The sequence below is a fragment of the Flavobacterium psychroterrae genome (assembly GCF_018380615.1).
GTDB lineage: Bacteria > Bacteroidota > Bacteroidia > Flavobacteriales > Flavobacteriaceae > Flavobacterium > Flavobacterium psychroterrae.
This window is the reverse complement of the sequence record NZ_JAGYVZ010000001.1, coordinates 447,654-473,414: the sequence shown is the minus strand read 5'-3', so window position 1 is coordinate 473,414 and position 25,761 is coordinate 447,654. Positions and strand designations below refer to the sequence as shown.

General features: G+C 34.8%; 17 protein-coding genes. 16 read left to right on the top strand and 1 reads right to left on the bottom strand.

Annotation, left to right across the window (positions count from 1 at the left end):
* Positions 1-2 precede the first annotated feature (2 nt).
* From KHA90_RS01615 to KHA90_RS01590, 6 genes are all read left to right on the top strand, one after another.
* Complete coding sequence (locus tag KHA90_RS01615; protein ID WP_213294198.1) at positions 3-794, top strand: gluconate 5-dehydrogenase; 792 nt, start codon at positions 3-5, stop codon at positions 792-794.
* 22 nt (positions 795-816) lie between these two features.
* Positions 817-2,223, top strand: a complete 1,407-nt coding sequence (uxaC, locus tag KHA90_RS01610; protein WP_213294196.1) for a glucuronate isomerase — start codon at positions 817-819, stop codon at positions 2,221-2,223.
* A gap of 101 nt (positions 2,224-2,324) precedes the next feature.
* The gene (locus tag KHA90_RS01605) at positions 2,325-3,347 is read left to right on the top strand and encodes a sugar kinase (protein WP_213294194.1); all 1,023 of its coding nucleotides are present in this window, start codon (positions 2,325-2,327) and stop codon (positions 3,345-3,347) included.
* 10 nt (positions 3,348-3,357) lie between these two features.
* Positions 3,358-4,026, top strand: coding sequence for a bifunctional 4-hydroxy-2-oxoglutarate aldolase/2-dehydro-3-deoxy-phosphogluconate aldolase (locus KHA90_RS01600; protein WP_213294192.1), 669 nt, complete (start codon positions 3,358-3,360; stop codon positions 4,024-4,026).
* Between the two features lie 211 nt (positions 4,027-4,237).
* Positions 4,238-5,680, top strand: a complete 1,443-nt coding sequence (locus tag KHA90_RS01595; protein ID WP_213294190.1) for a tagaturonate reductase — start codon at positions 4,238-4,240, stop codon at positions 5,678-5,680.
* A 103-nt stretch (positions 5,681-5,783) separates the two neighbouring features.
* A complete protein-coding gene (locus tag KHA90_RS01590) occupies positions 5,784-7,400 on the top strand; it encodes a UxaA family hydrolase (RefSeq protein ID WP_213294188.1) in 1,617 nt (538 codons plus the stop codon).
* Positions 7,401-7,924: 524 nt separating this feature from the next.
* Here KHA90_RS01590 and KHA90_RS01585 read toward each other — a convergent pair.
* Positions 7,925-8,953 (bottom strand): LacI family DNA-binding transcriptional regulator, encoded by a 1,029-nt coding sequence (locus KHA90_RS01585; RefSeq protein WP_213294186.1) that lies wholly within the window; start codon positions 8,951-8,953, stop codon positions 7,925-7,927.
* Between the two features lie 284 nt (positions 8,954-9,237).
* Between KHA90_RS01585 and KHA90_RS01580 the strand changes: the two genes are divergently transcribed.
* The 10 genes from KHA90_RS01580 (at position 9,238) to pelA (ending at position 25,603) form a co-directional block, all read left to right on the top strand.
* A complete protein-coding gene (locus tag KHA90_RS01580) occupies positions 9,238-10,671 on the top strand; it encodes a glycoside hydrolase family 28 protein (protein WP_213294184.1) in 1,434 nt (477 codons plus the stop codon).
* A gap of 40 nt (positions 10,672-10,711) precedes the next feature.
* Positions 10,712-13,831 carry a SusC/RagA family TonB-linked outer membrane protein gene (locus KHA90_RS01575; protein ID WP_213294181.1) on the top strand — a complete coding sequence of 1,040 codons (3,120 nt, stop codon included), beginning with the start codon at positions 10,712-10,714 and terminating at the stop codon, positions 13,829-13,831.
* An 11-nt stretch (positions 13,832-13,842) separates the two neighbouring features.
* Positions 13,843-15,492, top strand: coding sequence for a RagB/SusD family nutrient uptake outer membrane protein (locus tag KHA90_RS01570; protein ID WP_213294178.1), 1,650 nt, complete (start codon positions 13,843-13,845; stop codon positions 15,490-15,492).
* A gap of 100 nt (positions 15,493-15,592) precedes the next feature.
* Positions 15,593-16,528 carry an alpha/beta hydrolase gene (locus KHA90_RS01565; RefSeq protein WP_213294175.1) on the top strand — a complete coding sequence of 312 codons (936 nt, stop codon included), beginning with the start codon at positions 15,593-15,595 and terminating at the stop codon, positions 16,526-16,528.
* 11 nt (positions 16,529-16,539) lie between these two features.
* Entirely contained in the window at positions 16,540-17,505 is a 966-nt protein-coding gene (locus KHA90_RS01560) for a DUF4861 family protein (RefSeq protein ID WP_213294172.1), read from the top strand.
* Positions 17,506-17,735: 230 nt separating this feature from the next.
* A complete protein-coding gene (locus KHA90_RS01555) occupies positions 17,736-18,938 on the top strand; it encodes a glycoside hydrolase family 88/105 protein (RefSeq protein WP_213294169.1) in 1,203 nt (400 codons plus the stop codon).
* An 18-nt stretch (positions 18,939-18,956) separates the two neighbouring features.
* A complete protein-coding gene (locus KHA90_RS01550; protein ID WP_213294166.1) occupies positions 18,957-20,174 on the top strand; it encodes a glycoside hydrolase family 88/105 protein in 1,218 nt (405 codons plus the stop codon).
* Between the two features lie 22 nt (positions 20,175-20,196).
* A complete protein-coding gene (locus KHA90_RS01545; RefSeq protein ID WP_213294163.1) occupies positions 20,197-21,420 on the top strand; it encodes a glycoside hydrolase family 88/105 protein in 1,224 nt (407 codons plus the stop codon).
* A 230-nt stretch (positions 21,421-21,650) separates the two neighbouring features.
* Positions 21,651-23,252 carry a glycoside hydrolase family 43 protein gene (locus KHA90_RS01540; RefSeq protein WP_213294160.1) on the top strand — a complete coding sequence of 534 codons (1,602 nt, stop codon included), beginning with the start codon at positions 21,651-21,653 and terminating at the stop codon, positions 23,250-23,252.
* Positions 23,253-23,593: 341 nt separating this feature from the next.
* Positions 23,594-25,603, top strand: coding sequence for a pectate lyase (gene pelA, locus KHA90_RS01535; protein WP_213294157.1), 2,010 nt, complete (start codon positions 23,594-23,596; stop codon positions 25,601-25,603).
* The last annotated feature ends 158 nt before the right edge of the window (positions 25,604-25,761 follow it).

Sequence of the window (25,761 nt, the reverse complement as noted above, 5' to 3'; positions counted from 1 at the left end):
TTATGACAGATTTATTTGATATAAAAGGAAAAATTGCCCTTATCACAGGAAGTACACACGGACTGGGAATGGCAATGGCAAAAGGATTAGGACTAGCCGGAGCAACGATTGTTGTAAACGGAAATTCTTCTCAACAAAAAATTGATGATGCTGTTAAGGAGCTTAAAAGCGAAGGAATAAATGCCGTAGGTTATAAATTTAATGTAACCGATGAAAAGGAAGTTATTGAAGCAGTTAAGAAAATTGAAAGTGAAGTTGGACCAATTGCTATTTTGATTAATAATGCCGGAATCATTAAAAGAATCCCGTTAATCGAAATGGAAGTTGCTGATTTTAAAGAAGTAATTGATATTGATTTAGTTTCTCCTTTTATCGTTTCTAAGCACGTTGCAAGAGGAATGATCGAAAGAAGACAAGGAAAAATAATCAACATTTGCTCGATGATGAGCGAATTAGGCCGTAATACGGTTGGTGCTTATGCTGCTGCAAAAGGTGGATTGAAAATGCTGACTAAAAATATGGCTACAGAATGGGCAAAATACAATGTTCAAATCAACGGAATTGGACCGGGTTATTTTGCTACTGAACAAACAAAACCTATCAGAGTTGACGGACATCCGTTTAACGATTTTATCATAAGCCGTACTCCGGCTGCAAAATGGGGAGATCCGGGAGATCTTGCCGGTGCAGCAATATTTTTATCTTCAAAAGCGAGCGATTTTGTAAACGGTCATATTTTATATGTCGATGGCGGAATCCTGGCTACAATTGGTAAACCATCAAACGAAGATTAATTCTCTATTACATTAAAAAGACATGAGCGCAAATCAGACATTCATAAACGATAACTTTTTACTTGAAAATAAATTCGCGGAAGAGTTATATCACAATTACTCAAAAAATCAACCTATAATTGATTATCACAATCATTTGAATCCTCAGTTTATTGCAGAGGATAAAATTTTTGACAACATAACACAGGTTTGGATTAGCGGAGATCATTACAAATGGCGTGCAATGCGTACATTAGGGATCAACGAGCAATTTGTAACGGGAAACGGTTCAGATAAAGATAAGTTTATCAACTGGGCAAAAACAGTTCCGTACACCATGCGTAATCCTTTGTACCACTGGACGCATTTAGAATTAGCCCGTTATTTTGATATTTATGATTTGCTGAATGAAAAATCAGCAGAGAAAATCTATCTTGAAACTACAGAGAAAATTAATTCTCAGGCGTACAGTACACAAAACCTGCTTAAAAAAGTAAACGCTGAATTGGTTTGTACTACCGAAGATCCGATTGATAATTTAGAGTTTCACCAGAAACTGACAAAAAATCCTATTGGAACTAAAATGAGTACAGCTTTCAGACCTGATAAAGCCATCCTGATTTCTAACGATGGTTATAATGCATATCTGGACACATTAGGGGATGTGTCCGGAGTTGCAATTACAACTTACTCGGATTTATGCAGCGCACTAAAAAACAGAATTGAATTTTTTAATGCAAACGGCTGTAAACTTAGTGATCACGGTTTAGATCAGATCTATTTTGAAGAATTTACTGAAAGTGAAGTAAATGCAATCTTCAAAAAGAAAAGAGAAAACAGAATTATTACTCCTGAAGAAGGATTGAAATTTCAAAGTGCAATACTATTGTTCTTGTCTGAAACGTATCATCAATTTGGTTGGGTACAGCAATTTCATTTAGGTGCTTTAAGAAATAATAATGCGCGTATGCACAGAATTTTAGGACCTGATACAGGTTGGGATTCTATTGGAGATTATCCGCAGGCGCAAAAATTATCAAGCTTTTTAAATGCTTTGGACAGTAAAGATAAATTGACTAAAACAATCATTTATAACTTAAATCCTGCTGATAACGAAGTGATGGCAACCATGATTGGAAATTTCAATGACGGAAGCGTTCGTGGTAAAGTTCAGTTTGGTTCCGGGTGGTGGTTTTTAGATCAAAAAGACGGAATGACCAAACAATTAAATGCCCTTTCAAACATGGGATTAATTAGTTGTTTCGTAGGAATGCTGACAGATTCAAGAAGCTTTTTATCTTTCCCGAGACACGAATATTTCAGACGTATTTTATGTAATCTTTTAGGAGACGAAATCAAACGCGGAGAATTGCCAAACGATATGGAATGGATAGGGAAGTTGGTGGCTGATATTTCATACAACAACGCAAAAGAATATTTTAAGTTTTAATTAAAATAGCTTAAACAGTGAGGTATTATGTTAAGCTAAGTTTAGCTTTTTAATCCCTTAATGGTAAAAGAAAATTTTTACTGGTAAAACAATACAACAATATGAGTAAAGTAGTTGCATTTGGAGAAATTATGTTGCGTCTTTCGACAGAGAGGCATTTGCGTTTTTCGCAGGCAAAAGAATTTGGCGCTTCTTACGGCGGCGGCGAATTTAATGTTTGCGTTTCGTTAGCAAATTATGGTGTAAATGCAGAATTTGTAACAAGATTGCCTGAAAATGAAATTGGAGGTTCCGCATTAAAGGAAATGCGAAAAATGAACGTCGAATCTAAAAATATCATTTATGGAGGAGAACGTTTAGGGATTTATTTTCTTGAAACCGGAGCAGGAACACGTGGCAGTAATGTAGTTTATGATCGTGCGCACAGTTCAATGGCAACTATCCAGAAAGGCTTAATTGACTGGGAAAAAGTATTAGAAGGTGCAAACTGGTTTCATTGGAGCGGAATTACTCCGGCAATTTCACAAAGTGCTGCCGAAGCTTGTTTAGAAGCTATTAAAGTAGCGCATAAACTGGGAATTACGATTTCATGCGATTTAAATTACAGATCAAAATTGTGGCAATACGGCAAAACGCCAAGTGATGTTATGCCCGAAATGTTAAAGTATAGCAACGTTATTTTAGGAGATATTGATACGGCATATTTCATGTTGGGAATCCCAAAAGCAAACCCTAATTATCAGGATGAAAAATCACTTCCTGCTTTATACACAAAGTTGTTTGATTTGATTCCGAATTTAAAAACTTTTGCGACAACTTTACGTTATTCTGTAAGTGCTTCACATCAGAGAATTGGCGGGATTTTATTCGACGGAAAAGCAATTTATCAGGCAGCCGTAAAAGAGGTTACTCCGGTGGTTGACAGAGTAGGTAGCGGAGACGCTTTTATGGGAGGATTGATCTACGGATTACAAAAATATCAAAATAATAATCAGAGAGCTTTAGATTTTGCAGTAGCAGCTTGTTGTTTGAAACACACAATTGCAGGAGATTATAATTTGGTTACTTTAAAAGAAGTTGAAAATATGATTGATGGTGATGGTTCTGCATTAGTATCAAGATAATTAATATAAAATGGCAAAATATTCAAGAATTGAAGTCGCTTTAACAATGAAGGAAAACGGAATGGTTCCGTTGTTTTTTCATTCAGATTTAGAAATTAGTAAAAAGGTATTAAAAGCCTGTTACGATGGTGGTTCCAGATTAATGGAATTCACGAGCAGAGGAGATTTTGCCCATGAAGTTTTTGGAGCATTAAACAAATATGCTTTAGCAGAATTACCGGGAATGATGTTGGGCGTAGGTTCGATTACAGATGCTGCTGCGGCTTCATTATACATGAGTTTGGGTGCTAATTTTATTGTAACTCCGGTTTTTAGAGAAGATATCGCAATTGCCTGTAACCGACGTAAAGTGTTATGGTCGCCAGGTTGCGGAACTTTAACGGAAATTGCCAGAGCAGAAGAACTAGGCTGTGAAATCGTAAAATTATTCCCTGCGGATATTTACGGACCGGAATTTATAAAAGCCATAAAAGGACCTTGCCCGTGGACGAACATTATGCCAACAGGAGGAGTTTATCCAACCGTAGAGAGCTTGTCTTCATGGTTAAATGCAGGTGCAACCTGTGTTGGTTTAGGATCACAATTGATTTCAAAAGAAATACTTGATAATAAAGATTATGACGGACTAAAAACAAAAGTAAGTCAGGTGCTGGATATCATCAAAAATATTAGAAAATAATAAGGAGTAATCACGCCAATCCTTATTTAACATGCGTTTTTTTTAGATTTTAGAGATTGTAATAGAGCATTACGCTTGGTAAAATAAATTTTGTCATTCCTCACTTCAAAATTTGTTTTTCTCACACAAGTGTAATGTTTCTTTTACAGTTTAATAAAGAAAAAAAACAGTAAGGATTTAGTGGTTATTTGTAACACTTTAATGATTTAAAATGAAACAGTTAAACAGAAAAAATACAGGATTAGAAAAATTACAGCCAATTAAAGTAGTTCAGTTTGGAGAAGGGAATTTCTTGAGAGCTTTTGTTGATTACGCTTTTCACAAACTAAATAAAGAGGTTGACTTTAATGCCGGTATTGCAGTGGTTCAACCTTTGAAAGACGGTATGGTAAGCATGATTAATGATCAGGACGGTCTTTATACGTTGTTTATGAACGGGATTAAAAAAGGTGAAAAAATACAAGATATTGAATTAATCACTAATATTGTAAAAGCAATAAATCCATATACTGAATTTGCGGATTATTTAGCTTTAGCTAAAGAAGAAGAGCTTCAATTTATTGTTTCAAATACTACTGAAGCCGGAATTGAATTCATTGAAAGTGATACTCCGGATATGCAGCCGCCAGTTTCATTTCCAGCAAAGTTGACTGTTTTATTATATGAAAGATTCAAACATTTCAATGGAGATCCTTCTAAAGCAGTTACTATCATTCCTTGTGAATTGATTGATTATAATTCAGAGACGCTGAAAAAATATATTTTGCAATATTGCGATACATGGAAGTTAGAGGAAGCATTTAAAAACTGGGTATCTGATGCTTGTACGTATCACAGTACTTTGGTTGATAGAATTGTTCCGGGATATCCAAGAGCTGAAATTGAAGAATACAATAATAAATTAGATTATCAGGACAATTTAATTGTTGCTGCTGAACCATTCTTCCTTTGGGCAATTGAAGGCGGCGATGATTTAAAAGCAAAATTACCTTTTCATAAAACAGATTTGAATGTAAAAATCGTTGATGATATTCGTCCTTTTAAAATGATTAAAGTTCGTATTCTAAACGGTGCACATACGGCAATGGTTCCTTTTTCACTTTTATACGGTAACAAATTAGTAATGGAAACGGTTGACGGAGATTTTACCGGAAAATTCGTAAACAGTGTTATCGGCGAAATTAGCGAAACTCTTGATATGGATAAAAATGAAATTACAGCCTATTCTGAAGAGGTAATGGACCGATTTAAAAATCCATTTATCAAACATGCACTTGCTGATATCGCATTAAATTCTATTTCAAAATTCAAAGTAAGAGTTTTGCCTAGTTTATTAGGATATTATAATGCTAACAAAAAATTGCCTGTTAATTTGACTTTTTCATTAGCTAGTTTAATCCAATTCTACAAAGGAACCTGGAATAACGAAGCATTACCTGTAAAAGATTCTCCAGAAATAGTTGAAGCATTTAAAAACGCCTGGGAATTAGGATCTGCAGATTTAGTTGTAGCTAAGATATTAGCAAACACAGAATTCTGGGGTGAAGATTTAACTAAAATCAATGGTTTATCTGAAGCTTTAGTATTGGCCTTGAATGAAATTGAAGAAAACGGAATAGAAAAAGGATTTGCTAATTTCAGCAAACAATATTAATTGAAATAGTTCTAAGATTCTAAGTTCCTAAGTTCCTAAGTTTTTGGAACAGATCTTAGCAACTTAGTATCTTAGAGACTTAGCAACTTAAAAAAAAACAATCATGCAAAAAAAATTAATAAAAGTAAACCCTTCAGATAATGTTGCAGTAGCATTAGTGAATCTTACCGCCGGCGAAGTGATTAACTTTGAAGGACAAGATGTTATTGTTGAGTCTGATGTGAAGATGAAACATAAAATCGCAATGGTTCCTTTTAATGTAGGAGACAGGATTATTATGTATGGTGTTTTAGTGGGGAAAGCGAGTGCCAGAATCGAAAGAGGAGGATTGCTTTCTACATCAAACGTAAAACATGAAAGTGATAAAGTGACCGGTAAAACGGAAACTATTGGCTGGAATGCGCCAAATATTGACAAATGGAAAGACAGAACGTGGCAGGGATATCACAGAGAAGACGGACAAGTTGGAACTGAGAATGTTTGGTTATTTTTTCCATTGGTATTCTGTGAAAACAGAAATATCGAAATCTTAAAAGATATTTTTGAGAAGGAATTAATGAAGCCAAAAGAAAATGATTATCAATTATTACTTCGTTCTTTAGTTAAAACCGAAACTGGCGGTGCAGGAAATGAAGCGGCTTCAAATGATGCTAATTTATTCAATAATATCGAAGTAAAATTCATCACGCATCAGGGTGGTTGTGGCGGAATTCGTCAGGATTCACATAGTCTTGCTAAGTTATTGGCTGGTTATGTAAACAATCCTAATGTCGCTGGAGCAACGGTTTTGAGTTTAGGTTGTCAGAACTTACAGATTCAGATTTTCAAAGATGCAATGGATGCAATCAATCCAAACAGTAAAAAACCTGTTTTGATTTACGATCAGCAACAAATAGGAACAATCGAATCAATGCTTAGCAGTGTTGTAAAAGATACTTTTGAAGCGATTAAAATAGCAAACGACATAAAAAGAGAACCTGCACCTTTATCTAAATTAAGAATTGGTTTAGAATGTGGCGGATCAGATGGATTTTCAGGAATTTCTGCTAACCCGACTTTAGGTGTACTATCTGATCATTTAGTTGCCTTAGGAGGAACTACAATTCTTTCTGAATTCCCTGAATTATGTGGAGTAGAACAGGAATTGGTAAACCGTTGTGTAGATGATAAGGACGGAAAACGTTTCTTGGATTTAATGCAATGGTATGAAAAAACAGTTGTAGATGCAGGTTCTGGATTTGATATGAATCCGTCTCCGGGTAATATCAAAGATGGTTTAATTACAGATGCAATGAAATCGGCTGGTGCTGCTAAAAAAGGAGGGACTTCACCAATTGTAGGGGTTTACGATTATGGAGAATATATTAATGAAGCAGGCTTTACATTGTTATGTACGCCAGGAAATGATGTTGAATGTACGACTGCAATGGTAGGTTCAGGAGCAAATATGGTATTATTTACAACAGGTTTGGGAACGCCAACAGGAAACCCGATTGCGCCTGTAGTTAAGATTTCATCAAACACTCAGTTAGCAAACAAAATGTCCGATATTATCGATATCGATACTGGTGGAATTATCACGGGAGAAAAATCGATTGATGAAATGGCAGATGAAATGTTAGAATTTATAATAGAAGTTGCAAGTGGTACAATTAAAACCAAAGCAGCAATCTTAAACCAAAACGATTTTATTCCTTGGAAAAGAGGAGTTTCGCTTTAAGATTTTTAACATGATATACTTGTAGAGACGCACAGCAGTGCGTCTTTTTTTATGTCATATAAGTGATATAAGAAAATATAAGTTGTATGTTTTTTTTGCCACAGATTATTTTGATTAAAATGATTAAGAAAAAGTTTGCCTCGAATTTCTCAAATTCCCACTAATTATGATATGGAAAATTGAATAAAAAAATTCGTGAAAATTCGTGTAATTCGTGGCAAAAAATCTGTTTTAATCTGTGGTAAAAAAAGACGTACAACAGTAATGAGTCAATTTTTATGTTTGTTTTAACCATATAAGTGATATAAGAAAATATAAGCCACAGATTATTTTGATTAAAATGATTAAGAAAAAGTTTGCCACGAATTCCTCGAATTCCCACTAATTATGACATGGAAAATTGAATAAAAAAATTCGTGAAAATTCGTGTAATTCGTGGCGAAAAACTGTTTTAATCTTTTAAATCTGCGGCAAAAAAAAGACGCACAACTGTGCGTCCCTATGTATATGGATTGAAGGAAAGATTAAATAGTACTTCTTGAAGATGATTTACGAATATGTAATTCAGGAGCGAGAACTACCTTTTTTTCTATTTTGATTGTATCGGTTTTGTCAACTTGTTCAAGGAAAACACGTGCAGCCATTTTTCCCATTTCAAGCGGAGACTGATCTACAGAAGTAATTGATAATTCCATAAATTTAGTAAAAGGTTCATTACTGAAACCCGCTACACAAAACTCTTTTGGAATACTGATATTTCGTTCTTTTAGTTCCTGAATGGCACCTAAAGCAGCGAAGTCACTCGAAGAAAATATAGCGTCTGGCGGAGTCTCTAATTGTAACAAAATATCAACTGCTTCTTTTCCTGCGTCAACGCTACTTTTTACAGGAATAACATATTCCTCTTTAAAAATCATTCCGTTATCCAGTAAAGCTTGTTTGTAACCTAAAAACCTGTTCTTGAAAATCTCAAGAGATTGATCTCCTGATAAATGCGCAATACATCTGCAGCCTTCGTTAATTAAATGTTTGGTAGTTAGATATCCGCCTTTGAAATCATTGATGGTTACTGAGCTTACACCATCAATATGTTTACTTCTGTCAAAAAATATAAGCGGAACATTTTTTTCTAATACATTACGGAAAGCGCCGTCATTTTCGGTAGTTACATCGGTTACCGACATTAAAATTCCGTCGACCTGAGCATCTATTAAGGTATATAAATTTTCGTTTTCTCTTTTTGGGCTTTCATGAGTCTGGCAAATAATTACCTGATAACCATGAGGATGCAATTCTTCTTCGATTCCTCTAATGACAGAGGCAAAAAAGTTACTGTCGATACGAGGAACAATAACTCCTATATTATTACTGCGTCCGCTTTTTAAAGCTAAGGCAAGTTTGTTTTGCTTGTAGTTCATTGCAGCAGCCGTTTTAATAACCAACTCGCGCGTACTTTCTTTAATCTTCGGATTGTTGTTTAACGCCCGTGAAACCGTTGCAGCGGTGATATTCAATTTCTCAGCAATATCGTAAATGGTTATTTTTTCGCTCATTAATGTGGTTTTTTCAAATTAGTTACAGACAAAAATACATTTTTTTTTATAACGTTACACAAATTGTTATCGATTACCATAAATTATAATTACATCGTTTTCGATTCTACAATGATAATAAATTATATGTTTTTTTACATTAAGTGTAATTATAATTAGTAATAAAAATTAAATATATAATTTATTTCCAAATAAATTTGGTGCAATGGAACTTATTTTATATTTTCGTGTAATCGATTACATATTTACTTTGTTTTGATTCTGAAACAATAAATACTACACAAATGATTGTAAATAAGTTTATAGCACTTAAGTCAGTTTTAATTTTCAGTGTAATTGCTGTATTAGTATTGTCATGCGCGAAACAGACTTCAAAAATTTCCGATTCTGATCCGTGGAAAAAAATGGAATTAATCGTTAAAAGTATTCCTGTAACTCAATTTCCTGATAAAACATTCAATATAAATGATTTTGGTGCTGTAGCCGATGGAAAAACATCCAATACCATCGCTTTTGAAAAAGCAATTAAGGCATGTGTTCAAAATGGTGGCGGAAAAGTGCTTGTTCCTAACGGAAAATATTTAACCGGTCCAATACATTTAGAAAGTAATGTGAATTTACATTTAGAAGATAATGCAGAAATTCTTTTCAGCATAGATCCTAAAGATTATCCAATTGTTCATACTTCCTGGGAAGGAACAGAGTTGATGAATTATTCTCCTCTTATATATGCTAAAAATAAAACGAATGTTGCCATAACAGGAAAAGGAACTCTTAATGGTCAGGCCAATGCTACAAACTGGTGGATTTGGTCCGGTGGTAAAGATTATGGCTGGAAAAAAGGAATTGCTTCTCAAAATGATCCTAAAAACCGTGAAGTTTTGGTTGATATGGCAGAGAGAAATGTTCCGGTATCTGAAAGAGTTTTTGGTGAAGGACGTTATTTGCGCCCCAATTTCGTCGAGTTTTTTGAGTGTAATACAGTTTTAGTAAAAGATATCACGGTTATAAATGCTCCGTTTTGGATTTTACATCCTATAAAAACAAATAATATCATAATTGATGGTGTTACGGTAAACAGCCACGGACCTAATAATGACGGTTGTGATCCTGAATATTCACAAAATGTAATCATTAAAAACTGCACATTTAATACAGGCGATGATTGTATTGCCATAAAAGCAGGCCGTGATGCTGATGGTAGAAATGTAGCGATTCCGAGTAAAAATATTATTGTTCAAAACTGTAAAATGATCGATGGTCATGGCGGAGTTGTAATTGGCAGTGAAATATCGGCTGGAGTAAATAATGTTTTTGTTGAGAATTGTGTCATGGATAGTCCAAACCTTGATCGCGCTATTCGAATCAAAACAAATTCAAAAAGAGGCGGCGTTATTGAAGATGTCTTTGTTCGCAATCTTGAAGTAGGAACCGTTAAGGAATGTGTATTGCTTGTAACAATGTTCTATAATGTTTACGGTTCGCAAACCGGAAATTTTATACCAACAGTAAGAAACATAAGTCTTGAAAATGTTACGGTAAAAAACGGAGGAAAATATGCCGTTTGGGCAGAAGGTTATGAGCAATCTCCAGTAGAAAATATTATCCTAAAGGATGTTGTTATACATAAAGTAGACAAAGTGTCTTTGTTGAAAAATGTAAAAAATATCAATTTTATAAATACAATTGTAAATGAAAAAAAAGTAGAAAACCACTAAAAATTAAGAACTATCAATTAACCAAACTTTAAAACAAACTATGAACATTAAACAATTATCAAAGAAAAAAATAAAATACAATCTTGTATTTTTATTTTTCCTGAATTTTCTGTTGAGCTCCACAATTTACGCTCAATCGACTACAATTGAAGGAAAAATCACTGATGCTGCGGGATTATCACTACCAGGTGTAAATGTCCAGGAAAAAGGAACTAAAAATGGTACCTCTACAGATTTTGAGGGAAGTTTTAAAATGAATGTAACAAATAATAAAGCAATCTTAATCATTAGTTATTTAGGATTTCAGACACAAGAAGTTAGTATTGCAGGAAAATCTAAAGTAAATGTTAGTCTTGCTGAGCAATCAAACTCTTTAAATGAAGTTGTTGTGGTGGGATACGGATCTGTTAAAAAAACAGATTTAACAGGATCTGTAAGTACTATTAGTGCTGCAACTATTACTGAAAGAAATACAACAAGTGCATTAGAAGCTATTCAGGGAAGTACTCCGGGAGTTCAGATTACGTCAAGTACAGGACGAGCTTCTGATGGATTTAATGTTGTAATTAGAGGTAACAATTCCTTAATTGCGGGTTCAACTCCTTTATATGTTGTGGATGGCGTTCCAACTGACGGAATTGACTTTTTAAATCCTCAGGATATTGCCAGAATGGATGTCTTGAAAGATGCCTCTTCTGCGGCTATCTATGGTTCAAGAGGAGCTTCGGGGGTTATCATCGTTACTACAAAAAGCGGTTTAAGTGCTAAATCCGGAATCACGGTTACTTTTGATTCTTCATACGGTACAAAAACGGCTGCAAGATTACCTCAAATGATGAATGGTGAAGAATGGTGGAAATTTCACCAAACAGCTTATATGAGCGCAACGCCAACTACACAAACTCCGGCACAACTTGCTGCATTAGCAGGAAATCAAAGTCCGTTGTTAGTTTCAAGAGCAAATAGTGGTTACAATTTTGACTGGTACGATGCAGTATTGAAATCAGGAATGACCGAAAATAATTATGTGAATATTTCAGGACGTTCTGATTCTGGCTTAAGCTATAACTTAGGTTTTGGAGTTCAGGGCGACAGAGGTTTAATTGATAAAGATTCAATGGATAAATACTCGTTTAAATTAGGATTAAATCACAAAATAAACGATAAATTTTCTACAGGTGCAAATGTAACAATCGCAAATGTTGACTCACAATTAGGGAGCGATTTAGCGATGCAGGAAGCGTTTAGATTAAGCCCGTTGATGTCTCCTTATGCAGTTGATGCAGCAGGAAACGAAAAAGTAGGTGAGTTGTTTTTCTTACCTGGAAAATTGACTTATCCTGATGGTTCATGGGCAATTAACAAAACGAGTTCTGTGAATCCTTTAGTAGAAATTGCGAATTCATCTCAAACAGAAAAAACATGGCAAACTGTTGGAAATATTTATTTTCAATACCAACCTATAAAATGGCTGTCTTTCAAAACCACTTTTTCAGCAGGAATATTGAGTGCTAAAAATGGTAAAGCTTATGGCGCTCAAACAAATGCAGGTGTACTTTTGAACAACAAAAACTCTTCATCTCTTGAAAATGTAAACAACTTTAATTATACATGGGATAATCAAATTGATTTGAAACATACTTTTAATGAAGTTCATGATTTTAGCGTTTTATTGCTTCAAAGTATCTATTCTAATAAAGACGAAAGTTCATTTTTATCATCCAATACACAACCTTTTGATACTGGTGTAGATAATATTGGCTCAGGAGTTCAATCGAGCTATGTTGTAAAATCATCTTATGCAAAAAATACTTTGAACTCTTATGCGGTACGTTTAAACTACGCATTTAGAGACAAATATTTATTGACAGCCTCTAACAGATGGGATGGTTCATCTGTATTGGCAGAAGGCGTAAAATGGGAAAGTTTCCCATCATTAGCTTTGGGTTGGAAAATTAGTAAAGAAGAATTTTTAGCTGGAAATAATACGGTTTCTGACTTAAAATTAAGAGCAAGTGTTGGTTATACAGGTAATGATAATGTCGCACCATATACTTCACAAGCCTTATTGAACCAACAAACATTTTATGCAAACGGTTCAAATGTGGTTTCCGGATGGCAATCAGAAAACTTAGCAAACCCGCAATTAACGTGGGAAAAAACGAGAGAATTTAACTTTGGTCTTGATTTTGGTTTCTTAAAAAACAGAATTACAGGTAGCGTTGATGTCTATGACAGATTATCTGATGATTTGATTTACAAACAAAAATTACCATTAGAGTCAGGGTATAATAATACTTTTTCTAATGTAGGATCTGTTAGTAATAAAGGTGTTGAGGTTTTATTGACGACTAAAAATATCAAATCAAGACTGGTTACCTGGGAAACTACTTTTACATTCACTAAAAACGTAAATAAATTAGAGTCTATATACAATCAGGATAAAGTAAGTGATGTTGGTAATGCTTTGATACTTGGTTCTCCACTTCCTAATCCGGCTTTTAACTCTTATAATTATGTTTATGATGGTGTTTGGCAGGAAAGTGAAGCAGCTCAGGCAGCTTCTTATGGACAAGCTCCGGGTCAGGCAAGACCTAAGGATTTAAATGGTGACGGTAAATTCAATCAGGATGACAGAACGGTAATTGGTAATCCAAATCCGGAATGGCAGGGAAGTTTTTATTCTAAATTAAATGTAGGTCAGTTTGACTTTAGTTTTTCTGTAATCACAAGTCAGGGACAAACTGTTTTGAGCAGCTTTCATCAAAACTTTACAGATGTAAGTGACAGAGGTCGCCAAAAATTAGCGATGGATTATTTTATCCCTACAAATGGTACAGGTATTCCTGCTAATGCAAATAACGAAAATCCAAGACCGGGACCTGTAGCAACAGGTGCAGGAGCATATTGGTCATCAGGTTTTGCTTATTACAGAGATGCATCATACACAAAAATTAAAAATATATCTCTAGGATATACATTTGAGCCAGATTTACTTAAAAAACTGAAAATGAGTAATTTTAGAATTTATGTAAATGTTTTAGATCCGTTTGTTTTTACAAATTTCGATGGATACGATCCGGAATGGGCAGGTTCAGCTTTTGGAGTTAACCGTCCGGCATCTGTTACAACGCAATTGGGTTTAAGTGTTAAATTTTAATAAGATACAAAATGAAAAAGATAATATTAATTTTAGGAATAATCGTAACTACTTTCACTTCATGCAGTGATTATATCGAAGAAGAATCACTTTCAAATGTTCCGGCAGATGCAACATATAAAACAGCATCAGGATTTCAGTTGTTAGTAAACTCAGACTATGCAAGGCTAAAAGCAATTTATGGAGGTGATCCGTGGTTGTTTGAAGCAGGGACAGATATGTATGCCGAAGGCAGAACGGCAGAACCGGCCGGATTAAGCCAATATACATTATTGATTCCGTCCTCAACAGGAGTAGAGCAATTGTATAATACCTGTTATTTAGCAATACAGTCTGTTAATAAAACGGTGTATTACTCTACTGTTACAGAACAAAATCCAAATGTGAGTGTTCTTGTTGGTGAAGCAAAATTTATCAGAGCACAAGCTTACTTTTTATTGGTGCAAACCTACGGAGGAGTTGCAATTGTAGATGAAAACATTGTCAATCCGGTTTTATCCTTTACAAGAAATTCTGCTGAAGAAGTGTATGCGCACATTATAGCAGACTTAGACAGCGCACTTGCAACTGTGGGTACAGGAGCTTATGCTGCATCTGGAAAAGTAAACAAAAGAGCCGTAAATGATTTATTGGCAAAAGTGTACTTAACAAGAGGTTACGAAGCTTTTGGTAAAGCAGATGACTTTACAAAAGCAGCTGCTTATGCTGATGCAGCAATTGCAGGACAAGCTTTAAACATCCCTTATAATCAATTGTTTACTGCTACTGCGACTACTAATAATGATTTGAATACAGAAACAATTTTCTCTGTTCAATATGATAAAACTTCAACTAGTACAGATCCTACTAAATTAGGAAACAATCAGTTTTACTACTTTAGTTCTTATTTAGGAGGAAGTGAAACTAAAGGCGGTGCGCCATTAAGAAGCTATAATTTACTTCCAACAGGTTATACGTTAGGATTGTTTACTAAAGATGATAAAAGATGGACAGGTACTTTCATGAATGAAGTATATGAAAACTATTACGACTTTTTTAGAGTTGCGGATAAAACAACTTTGAAAGTGAAACATTTTTATGCTCCTAAATGGTTTACACCAGCGGATAAAACGGCTTATTTAGCAACAGCAAAATTAGCAACAGGATTTGTTTATCATTCATGGGGAGAATATTCTGCGGAATATACATTGACTAAAAATATCGATTACCAAACTATTCCGGTAAAGAAATTTGATGATCCGGATCCAACAACACCTGCAAGTACAGGAGGTGTAAGTACCAGAGATATTATCGTGGCAAGACTTGGAGAAACGTATTTAGTGGCTGCCGAAGCGTATTTAAAAGCTGGAAATCCTGCAACTGGTTTAGACCGTTTAAACGAAGTGAGAAGAAGAGCGGGAGTTGCAAATGCGACTGCACCTGAATTCAATATAGATTATATCTTAGATGAAAGAGCGAGAGAATTGGTAGGTGAGTACAAACGCTGGTTCGATTTAAAACGTACAGGAACTTTAGTTGCAAGAGCGTCTGCATATAATTACAGAATCAAAGCAGCTAATTTTGTTGGAGTTGACGGACAGCTTAAAATTTTAAGACCAATACCACAAACAGCATTGGATTTAAATCAAAATAAGGATTTCCCTCAGAATCCTGGATATTAGTAATTTTAAAATTTTTGAGGTTTAGTTTTTTTGAAGAAGTTAAAAAGGAGTTCGGTCCTGAATCGGGCTCCTTTCTTAACTAAAAATTAGTTCGCTGGAAATGAAAAGAATACTATTTATTTTATTACTTGTTTCTCAAATTAGTATAGCGCAAAGTCACTATACTATTGACACGTCATATACCGTAAAAAGTACGTATGCGAAACTAATTAAGAAATATCCTTTTATAAAAATTGCCGAAGCGAATAAAGGAATAAATGATACTCAGATTGAAAATGTGATGTATTATAAAGATCAAAACCGAGCGTTACATTTAGACGCTTACTTTAATAAAAAACAAAAAAGAAATCCGGGTGTAATCATGATTCATGGCGGCGGATGGAGATCAGGAAATAAAAATCAAATGCAGGTTATGGCGCAGGAAATCACCTCAAAAGGGTATTCTTGTTTTGCAATTGAATACAGATTATCGCTTGAAGCGAAATATCCTCAGGCAATTTATGATGTAAAAAATGCGATTAAGTTTATAAAAGATAATGCAAAAAAATTCAATGTTGATCCAGACAAAATTGCGGTTTTAGGATGCTCTTCAGGAGGCCAAATGGCAGCTTTGATTGGTACAACAAATGAAAATTTAGCTTTTGAAGACAAAGAATACAAAAGTAAATCCTCTTCAAAGGTTCAGGCAATTATCGATGTAGACGGAGTATTGGCTTTTAAACATCCTGAATCTAGCGAAGGAGAAATGGCATCGTTTTGGCTTGGAGGTTCTTATGAAGAAAGTTCGGAAAACTGGAAACAGGCATCGGCTTTAAGCCATACAAATAAAAATACACCGCCAACACTGTTTATAAACAGCAGTTTTGACCGGTTTCATGCAGGAAGAGACGATATGATTGCAATTTTAAATCAGAATAAGATTTATAATGAAGTAAAAACAATTCAGGATTCGCCTCATTCCTTTTGGTTTTTTCAGCCTTGGTTTGACGAAACAATACCTTATGCCACAAAATTTTTAGACAGAATATTTAAATAATTACAATAAAAATGAAAACAAAAATCACATTCGCAACCTTACTTTTAGTTGGTATTACGGCAGTTAACGCTCAGAAATACGATATAAAAACAGCTAAAACGTATGCCGAAATATCTGCAAAAACAGACGGAAAATGGGAAGGTCGTAAATACAAAGGCGGAACTGTTTTTAAAAATGTTGACAGATTAAAATTAGCTCCGGAACATACAGATCATTCCTTTGATATTCGTTACGAAGGTCCGGGATGGGAAAGCAACCGAATAGGATATCGTTTGTATTTAGACTGGAGAAATGCGATTGATATTTTCGGAAAGAAAACTTCGGCGAATATTTTGCCACTAGTAGGACAGGATAATTTTGATTCTTACCACGAAATGAGCGATTGGGGAGCGGATATCCTGAAAGCTGGAAAAGGAATCGGGATTGGTTCTATTGACCGTTATTTAAACAATGAAAAATTACACTTTCGTGAAGTTGATTCAACAATTGCAACTGTAGTAAATAAAACGAATGAATCTGGCGTAAAAGTAAATTATTACGGATGGAAAACAGCAGGTGATAAAATCAATTTTACATCTGAGTTAACCATCAAGCCGGATCAGCTTTATACACAACATACGATTCAGGCATCTAAAGAAATCAAAGGAATTTGCACCGGAATTGTAAAGCAAAAAAATACAGAACTGCTTAAAAAAGAAAGCAAAAATAAAAAATGGGCTTATTTAGCGACTTACGGTGACCAATCGCTTGTTCCGGACAAATTAGGAATGGCTATTTTTTATGAAGTTAAATCAATTGAAAATATTGCTGATACTGATTTAGATTATCTCTTAGTTTTTAAACCAACTACAAAAGCAACTTCTTTTTACTTTTTAGGCGCTTGGGAACAAGAACCAAACGGTATTAAAACAAAAGATGAATTTGTAAAATATTTAGATGAAAAACTTGAAGTCCTGAACAAAAAAGGAAAAATCTAAAAATAAATTAAAAATCTGCTTAATCTGCCAAATCTGCGGGAGAAATTATTTTTAACAAGAAACATATATTTTGCTCACAATTTTAAAAAAATAGCCACAGATTAAATGATTAAAAAGATTAAAAAATCTACTCACCAGAGCGATAGTGAACAGGCGAAGCAATCTGCCAAATATCAATCTTTTTAATCATTTAATCTGTGGCAAAAAAGCAACATACAATTTTAAAACATATGTCCATACAGGCTTTTAAAAATATAAGTTTATTCGTTTTGCTACTAATTTTTAGCAGTAAAACAATCGCGCAGACAAGAGAAAATACCGTTCTTCCTGATAACTTAAAATGGTCAGAAAGGACAGCGATTACCATTTTGAACAAATACCCAAAAGCATATCAAATCGACGGCAGCGAAAAACCGAAATGGGATTATAAAATGGGATTGGTATTATCTGCTTTTGAAAAATTATATCAAAAAACAAACGATAAAAAGTATTTGAATTACATCAGGGAATATGCTGATGAAATGATTGATACTGATGGAAATATCAAAAAGTACGATATAAACGAATACAATATCGATTGTGCAAATCCAGGGAAATTGCTTTTTAATTTATACGATGAGACGAAAGATAACAGGTATTTAAAAGTGATTCAGCAATTGAGAACCCAGCTTGAAAGTCAGCCCAGAACGGCAAGCGGAGGTTTTTGGCACAAGCAAATTTATCCCAACCAAATGTGGATTGACGGCTTGTATATGGCAGAACCTTTTTATACGGAATACACCGTAAAATATGAAAAAGGAAAAGCTTTAGATGATATTGCCAAACAGTTTGAATTGGTTCAAAATCATTTAGTGGATAAAAAAACAGGATTGGTGTATCAGGCTTGGGATGAAAGCAAGGAAATTGCGTGGGCGAATCCGGAAACGGGAACATCTCCAACAATCTGGGGTCGAGGAAATGGCTGGTACATGATGGCTTTAGTAGAAACATTGGAATATTATCCTAAAACGCATCCAAAATATAAAACACTTATAGAATATCTAAATCAAATTGCAAAAAGTGTTGTTGAACATAAAAGTGCATCAGGTTTATGGTATCAGGTAGCAGATAAGCCGGATTTAAAAGGGAATTATTTAGAATCTTCTGCTTCGGGAATGATTATTTATTCTTTGGCGAAAGCTGCAGATAAAGGATATTTAAGTGCTAGTTATAAAAAAGTAGCTCAAAAATCATTTGATTCCTATTTGAAAGAATTTGTAAAAGAAGACGAAAAAGGACAGATAATAATCTCAAATGTTTCATCGAATGTTGGTCTTGGAGGAAAGCCTTTCCGTGACGGAACAAATGATTATTACATCAACAGTAAAACAAAAGACAATAGTTCGCCGGCTTTAGCAGCGTTTTTGTTAAGCGCAATCGAATTAAATAAATAACTTTTAAGCGTGAAAAAAATGATACATACAAAGAAAGTTTGTTCTGCTTGGATTATGCTAATGGGTTTGATTGTGTTTTCCGCTGGTAATATGACGGCTCAGGAATCTGTAAAGAAAGAAATTGTAATTTCTCCATCTTTAAAATGGTCAGAACGAATGGCACTTTCTATTATCAAACGCGATCCAAAATTGTGGCAAGTTGATAATAACGAAAAACCAAAATGGGATTATAAACTAGGTTTAGTCGCGATGTCTTTTAAACAATTGTATAAAAAGACCAATAATTCTGTTTATGAAAATTACGTAAAAGAATACGGCGAAACGGTTATCAATAGTTCAGGAGAAATTATGAACTACAAACTGGAAGATTATAATATTGATTATGTAAACGCCGGAAAAATACTTTTTGACCTTTATAAAAACACAAAAGACAATCGTTATCTGGTTGCAATGCAAACGCTGAGAAAGCAATTAGAAACGCATCCAAGAACAAATTCTGGCGGATTTTGGCATAAAAAAATATATCCAAATCAAATGTGGCTTGACGGCTTGTATATGGGAACACCATTTTACGCCCGTTATACCGCAGAATTTGATAAAGGAAAAGATTTCGATGATATCGCAAAACAATTCGAACAAATTCATTTGCATACAATTGACAAAAAAACAGGTTTGCTTTTTCATGCCTGGGATGAAAGTAAACAAATGCCGTGGGCGAATAGAGAAACAGGAACTTCGCCCAATTTCTGGTCGCGTTCTATAGGCTGGTACATGATGGCGTTAGTCGATGTTCTGGATTATATGCCAAAAGATCATCCGAAGAGAAAAGAATTAGTTCAGTATTTAAGTGAGATTTCTACCGCGGTTGCAAAATATCAGGATATTTCAGGATTATGGTTTCAGGTCACAGATTCAGCAACAAAAGAAGGGAATTATCTGGAAGCATCAGGATCTGAAATGTTTATTTATGCTTTTGCAAAAGGAGCAAAAAAAGGATATTTACCTTCAAGTTATAAAAAGCTTGCAGAAAAGGGTTTTGACGGTTTAATTAATAAATTAGTAACGGTTGATCCTGACGGAGAAATTCATATCACACAAGTTTGTGCCAGTGCAGGATTAGGAGGAAATCCTTATCGTGATGGATCTTATGAATATTACATTAAAGAAAAAATAAAAATTGATAACTCGCACGGGTTAGGGCCATTTATTCTGGCAGCAATTGAATTAGATAAATAGTAGAATTTAAATATATTTTAAAATGAAAAATAAAAGACAAGGTTATTTCGCATCGGTTGCTTTAGTTTGTTTGATGGCTTTTACAAGCTGCAAAGTGACTTCGCAAGAACCGGCAAAGAAAGAAATTGTAATTTCTAAGGATTTAAAATGGTCTGATAAAATGGCTTTAACCTTAATGAAACGCCATCCTGAAGCCTATATGATCGACGATTCTAAAAAACCAAAATGGGATTATGTTCATGCTTTGGTTTTACATTCCATCGAAGAATTGGACAAGAAAAATCCGGATCCACAATACAAAGCTTATATAAGAGGTTATGTAGATGAACTGGTACAAAATGACGGAACAATTAAAACCTATGAGTTCGACAAATATAATATTGATTTAGTAGTTCCGGGACGATTGCTTTTTGATATTTATGCGACTTCAAAAGAAGAAAAATACCTGAAAGCGATGCAATTAGTACGCAAACAACTTTCAGAACAGCCACGTACACAAAGCGGAGGATTCTGGCACAAACAAATTTATCCAAATCAAATGTGGCTGGACGGTTTGTACATGGGAGAACCTTTTTATGCACAATATACCCTTACGTTTGAAGGCGGAAAAAGTTTTGATGATATCGCAAAACAATTCGAATTGATTCAATTGCACGCTACCGATCCAAAAACAGGATTATTGTACCATGCATGGGACGAAAGCAAACAAATGCCGTGGGCAAATAAACAAACCGGAAACTCGCCAAATTTCTGGTCAAGAGCTTTAGGCTGGTATGTTATGGCACTTGTTGATGTATTGGATTATATGCCAAAAGAGCATCCAAAACAAAAAGAATTAGTAAAGTATTTGAATAATGCTTGTACTGCTCTGGCTAAATTCCAGGATCCTAAAACAGGATTATGGTATCAGGTTACGGATAAAATGGGGAAAGACGGAAACTACCTGGAAGCATCAGGATCATCAATGTTTGCTTATGCTTTTGCAAAAGGAGCAAACAAAGGATATTTGCCTGCAAAATATAAAAAGTTAGCCAATAATGCTTTTGATGGCTTGACTAAAGTTTTAATTAAAAAGGTAGATGAAGACGGAGGTATTACCTTAACGAACTGCTGCCAGGTTGCAGGTTTAGGCGGAACTCCATATCGTGATGGAACATATGAATATTATGTAAACGAAAGAAAAAAAGACAACGATCCTAAAGCAACCGGACCTTTTATTTTAGCTGCTTTAGAATTGAACAGATAGTTTTTTAACAAACCCGACAGGTTTTAAAAACCTGTTGGGTTTAAACGCAAAAAGTTACCCAGTTTGTCATTTCGACGAAGGAGAAATCACATTTAGAGACTCCGTAAAGAATATCGCCAATCTTTGTCGATCAACTAGTGTGATTTCTCCTCTGTCGAAATGACAAGACACGAAAACCCGACAGGTTTTTAAAACCTGTCGGGTTTAACCAAAAGTAATCATTACAAAAAATGAAAAATTTAAAAGCCCTGATTCTTCTATTATCAATATTCGCCCTACAAGAGAATTTTGCTCAGGTTTGGGTACCTGATAATGGAGACGGAACCTATACAAATCCTATTATTCACGCCGATTATTCAGATCCTGATGCAGTGCGTGTGGGAGATGATTTTTACATGACGGCATCGTCTTTTAATTGCATTCCGGGATTGCCTATTTTGCATTCTAAAGATCTTGTAAACTGGAAGATTATTGGTTATGCATTAGCAAAACAGCCTCCGTTTGAGACTTTTAACAAAGTACAGCACGGTAATGGCGTTTGGGCGCCATGTATTACCTATCATAACAATGAATTTTATATTTATTATCCGGATCCTGATTTTGGAATCTACATGATAAAAGCCAAAAAGGCAGAAGGACCGTGGTCAGAACCACTTTTAGTAAAAGCTGGAATTGGGTTGATAGATCCAAGTCCGTTATGGGATGATGATGGCAAAGTGTATCTCGTTCATGCCTTTGCCGGAAGCCGTGCACAAATAAAAAGTCTGATCGTAGTTTGCAGCATGAATGCCGAAGGAACTGTTGTGAATAATGACGCAGTTATGGTAATTGACGGACACGAAAGTGAAGGTACAATCGAAGGTCCTAAATTCTATAAACGAAATAATTATTATTACATTTTTGCTCCGGCAGGCGGCGTTGCGACTGGCTGGCAAACGATTTTAAGGTCTAAAAATGTGTTTGGACCTTATGAAACCAAGAAAGTTCTCGAACAAGGAAAAACTACTATAAACGGACCACATCAGGGAGCCTGGGTTCATACTCAAACCGGAGAAGACTGGTTCATACATTTTCAGGACAAAGGTGCATATGGAAGGATTCTACATCTTCAGCCAATAAAATGGGAAAAAGACTGGCCGGTTATGGGACAAGATTTCGACAAAAACGGAATTGGCGAACCTGTTACAACATTTAAAAAACCAAATGTAGGCAAGAAATATCCAATTGAAACTCCAGCAGAATCAGATGAATTTAATGAACCAAAATTAGGTTTACAATGGCAATGGCAGGCAAATTCTCAAATCAATTGGGGATTCCCAACGAGTTTAGGATTTTTAAATCTATTCTGTCAAACCACTTTAAAAGACAATCAGAAAATATTTGATGCACCAAATTTATTGTTACAAAAATTCCCTGCCGAAGAATTTACAGTAACTACAAAAATGACTTTTAACACAAGGTTAAACGGAGAATCAACCGGATTGATAATTATGGGATTGGATTATAGTTATTTGAACTTTAAAAACGATAACGGAAAATTATATCTAAACCAGAAAACAGGAACTTTTGATAAAAAAGTTTCAGAGTCAGAAACAACACCGGTTTTAATACCAAACAACACAATTTATCTTAGAGTAAAAGTAAAAAAAGGCGGTATTTGCAGTTTCTTTTATAGTGTAGATGATAAAAAATACCAGCCAATAGGATCTGATTTTATTTCGAAAGAAGGAAAATGGATTGGTGCCAAAGTAGGTCTTTTTGCATTAAGCCAAAAAGTAACAAATGATTCAGGAAATGTCGCCGTTGATTGGTTTAGAGTTACAAAATTGTAGAGGAACAAAGGTTCAAAGTGGCAGAGGGACAAAGGGACAAAGTTTTACTATGATTACTGTTGTACGTTTTTTTTGCCACGAATTTCACGAATTTGCACTAATTCTATCGTGATAATTTTAATCCGTGATAAAAAAACTATTCGTGATAATTTGTGAAATTCGTGGCGATAAAAAAATAAAAAAAATCTGCCAAATCTGCGAAATCTGCGTGAGAAATAAACACATAGCACTATGAAATTTATTTTAAGTAAAACGACTTTAAATGTTTACAAAGCCTATGTCCCGATAGCTATCGGGACTATGTGTTAAAAAACATGCGCAACAACAATAAAAAATACAAAATGATTCCATCTAAAAAGTACATACTATTCCTTTTCTTCAGTATTAATTTTGGGATAAATGCTCAAAATACATACAAAAACTGGTCGGATATTATTCGTAAAAATGAGGCGAACTGGTTTGGCACGGACGAAGCTAAAAAAATAGCAGAGAATGTTTTATTGTACCAAAGAGACATTGGCGGATGGCCAAAAAATATCCAGATGCAGCAGGAATTGACCCCTGCTCAAAAAAAGGAACTAATTGCAATAAAAAATTCAACAAAAGAAGTTACTACAGATAATGGAGCAACGAGTCAGGAAATGCTTTTCATGTCTAAAATGTATGCTCAGGTAAAAGACGATCGTTATAAAGAATCTTACCTGAAAGGACTCAATTATTTGTTTGAAGCACAATATGACAATGGTGGATGGCCACAGTTTTATCCATTAAAAAAAGGATATTACACACACATTACATACAATGATGATTCGATGGTAAATATCCTGAACATCATAAAACAAGTCAGTGAACAAACTGATTTTTATAGCATAAAACCATCAAAGGAAATTGTCGAAAAAGCAAAGAAATCTTTCGATAAAGGAATTGATTGTATTATAAAAACGCAATACAAACAAAACGGAGTTCTAACAGCCTGGTGTGCGCAACACGACGAGTTTACTTTGGCTCCAGCCAACGCAAGAGCTTTTGAACTGGCATCTCTAAGCGGATATGAATCGGCTAAAATTGTTTTGTTATTGATGACAATTGAAAAACCTTCGGCAGAAATAATTCTTGCAGTTAAAAGTGCTGAGGTTTGGTTCGAAAAAACAAAAATCACCAATCTTGAAGAAAAACGAGTTTTAAATGAAGCCGGAAAAATCATTGACAAAAAAATGATTCCAACCCAAAACGCTGCGCCAATATGGGCAAGATTTATGGAATTGGATAACAACGAACCCTTCTTTTGTGACCGCGACGGAATCAAGAAAAAATCAATTGATGAAATTGGTCCTGAAAGACGAAATGGATATTCCTGGTATTCTGATGCACCAAAAGAAGTACTGAAAAAATATGCTGCCTGGGCGATCAAAAACGGAGTAAAGGTTTCGGAAGCAGCAGCTTCGGATAAAAAAAAAGTTAACTTTATTACAGTAGCTTTAGATGGTTCCGGTGACTTTATGAAGATTCAGGACGCCATAAATGCAAGCCCGTCATTTCCTTATGAAAAAGTTACGGTTTTCGTTAAAAACGGAATTTACAATGAAAAAGTCCGAATTCCGGAATGGAACACGCGATTAGCTTTAATTGGCGAAAGCAAGGAAAAGACAATTATTACTTTTGATGATAATTTTTCTAAAATCAATTTAGGACGAAACAGTACTTTTTATACGGCAACAGTTTTGGTAGAAGGCGATGATTTTTCCGTATCAAATTTAACCATAAAAAATGCTTCGGGAGATAATGGTCAGGCAATTGCATTGTCTGTGGTGGCGAATCGTGCTCAAATTTCAAATTGTAATATCTTAGGAAATCAGGATACTTTGTACTTGTCAGGGAAAGATGCTAAACAATATTTTAAGGATTGTTATATTGAAGGAACCACCGATTTCATTTTTGGAGGTGCAACGGCTTTGTTTGAAAACTGTGAGATTCACAGCATAAAAAGCTCTTATATTACGGCGGCTTCAACTCCGGAAGGAACAGCTTTTGGTTTTGTTTTCAAAAACTGTAAACTTACAGCAGAATCCTCTGCAACAGCGGTTTATTTAGGCAGACCGTGGCGTATTTATGCTAAATCTGTTTACCTCAATTGCGATATGGGAAAACATATCAAGCCGGAAGGCTGGGAAAACTGGTCAAAACCCGATGCGGAAAAAAATGCTTTGTATGCCGAATACAATTGCAGAGGCGAAGGATTTCAACCAACTAAAAGAGTTGCATGGTCGAAACAACTTAAAAAGAAAGATGCTGAAAAATATACAATAGAGAATATTCTAAAAGATACTATATTGAATTGGTATTCAAAATAAAACCATTGCCCACGGATTTTACGGATTGAACTGGTTTACACGGATTTTTATATTGCCACAGCTTAAAATGGATTAAACGGATTTACGCAGATTTTTTTATTTAAATCGTGGGCTAAATCTCTCGCAGATTAAATAGATTAAACAGATTTTGAAGAATA

What these genes read in the sequence shown, in the direction of transcription:
- KHA90_RS01615 (WP_213294198.1), top strand. Translation starts at nt 3, where the DNA reads ATGACAGATTTATTTGATATAAAAGGAAAAATTGCCCTTATCACAGGA.
- uxaC (WP_213294196.1), top strand. Translation starts at nt 817, where the DNA reads ATGAGCGCAAATCAGACATTCATAAACGATAACTTTTTACTTGAAAAT.
- KHA90_RS01605 (WP_213294194.1), top strand. Translation starts at nt 2,325, where the DNA reads ATGAGTAAAGTAGTTGCATTTGGAGAAATTATGTTGCGTCTTTCGACA.
- KHA90_RS01600 (WP_213294192.1), top strand. Translation starts at nt 3,358, where the DNA reads ATGGCAAAATATTCAAGAATTGAAGTCGCTTTAACAATGAAGGAAAAC.
- KHA90_RS01595 (WP_213294190.1), top strand. Translation starts at nt 4,238, where the DNA reads ATGAAACAGTTAAACAGAAAAAATACAGGATTAGAAAAATTACAGCCA.
- KHA90_RS01590 (WP_213294188.1), top strand. Translation starts at nt 5,784, where the DNA reads ATGCAAAAAAAATTAATAAAAGTAAACCCTTCAGATAATGTTGCAGTA.
- KHA90_RS01585 (WP_213294186.1), bottom strand. Translation starts at nt 8,953, where the DNA reads ATGAGCGAAAAAATAACCATTTACGATATTGCTGAGAAATTGAATATC.
- KHA90_RS01580 (WP_213294184.1), top strand. Translation starts at nt 9,238, where the DNA reads ATGATTGTAAATAAGTTTATAGCACTTAAGTCAGTTTTAATTTTCAGT.
- KHA90_RS01575 (WP_213294181.1), top strand. Translation starts at nt 10,712, where the DNA reads ATGAACATTAAACAATTATCAAAGAAAAAAATAAAATACAATCTTGTA.
- KHA90_RS01570 (WP_213294178.1), top strand. Translation starts at nt 13,843, where the DNA reads ATGAAAAAGATAATATTAATTTTAGGAATAATCGTAACTACTTTCACT.
- KHA90_RS01565 (WP_213294175.1), top strand. Translation starts at nt 15,593, where the DNA reads ATGAAAAGAATACTATTTATTTTATTACTTGTTTCTCAAATTAGTATA.
- KHA90_RS01560 (WP_213294172.1), top strand. Translation starts at nt 16,540, where the DNA reads ATGAAAACAAAAATCACATTCGCAACCTTACTTTTAGTTGGTATTACG.
- KHA90_RS01555 (WP_213294169.1), top strand. Translation starts at nt 17,736, where the DNA reads ATGTCCATACAGGCTTTTAAAAATATAAGTTTATTCGTTTTGCTACTA.
- KHA90_RS01550 (WP_213294166.1), top strand. Translation starts at nt 18,957, where the DNA reads ATGATACATACAAAGAAAGTTTGTTCTGCTTGGATTATGCTAATGGGT.
- KHA90_RS01545 (WP_213294163.1), top strand. Translation starts at nt 20,197, where the DNA reads ATGAAAAATAAAAGACAAGGTTATTTCGCATCGGTTGCTTTAGTTTGT.
- KHA90_RS01540 (WP_213294160.1), top strand. Translation starts at nt 21,651, where the DNA reads ATGAAAAATTTAAAAGCCCTGATTCTTCTATTATCAATATTCGCCCTA.
- pelA (WP_213294157.1), top strand. Translation starts at nt 23,594, where the DNA reads ATGATTCCATCTAAAAAGTACATACTATTCCTTTTCTTCAGTATTAAT.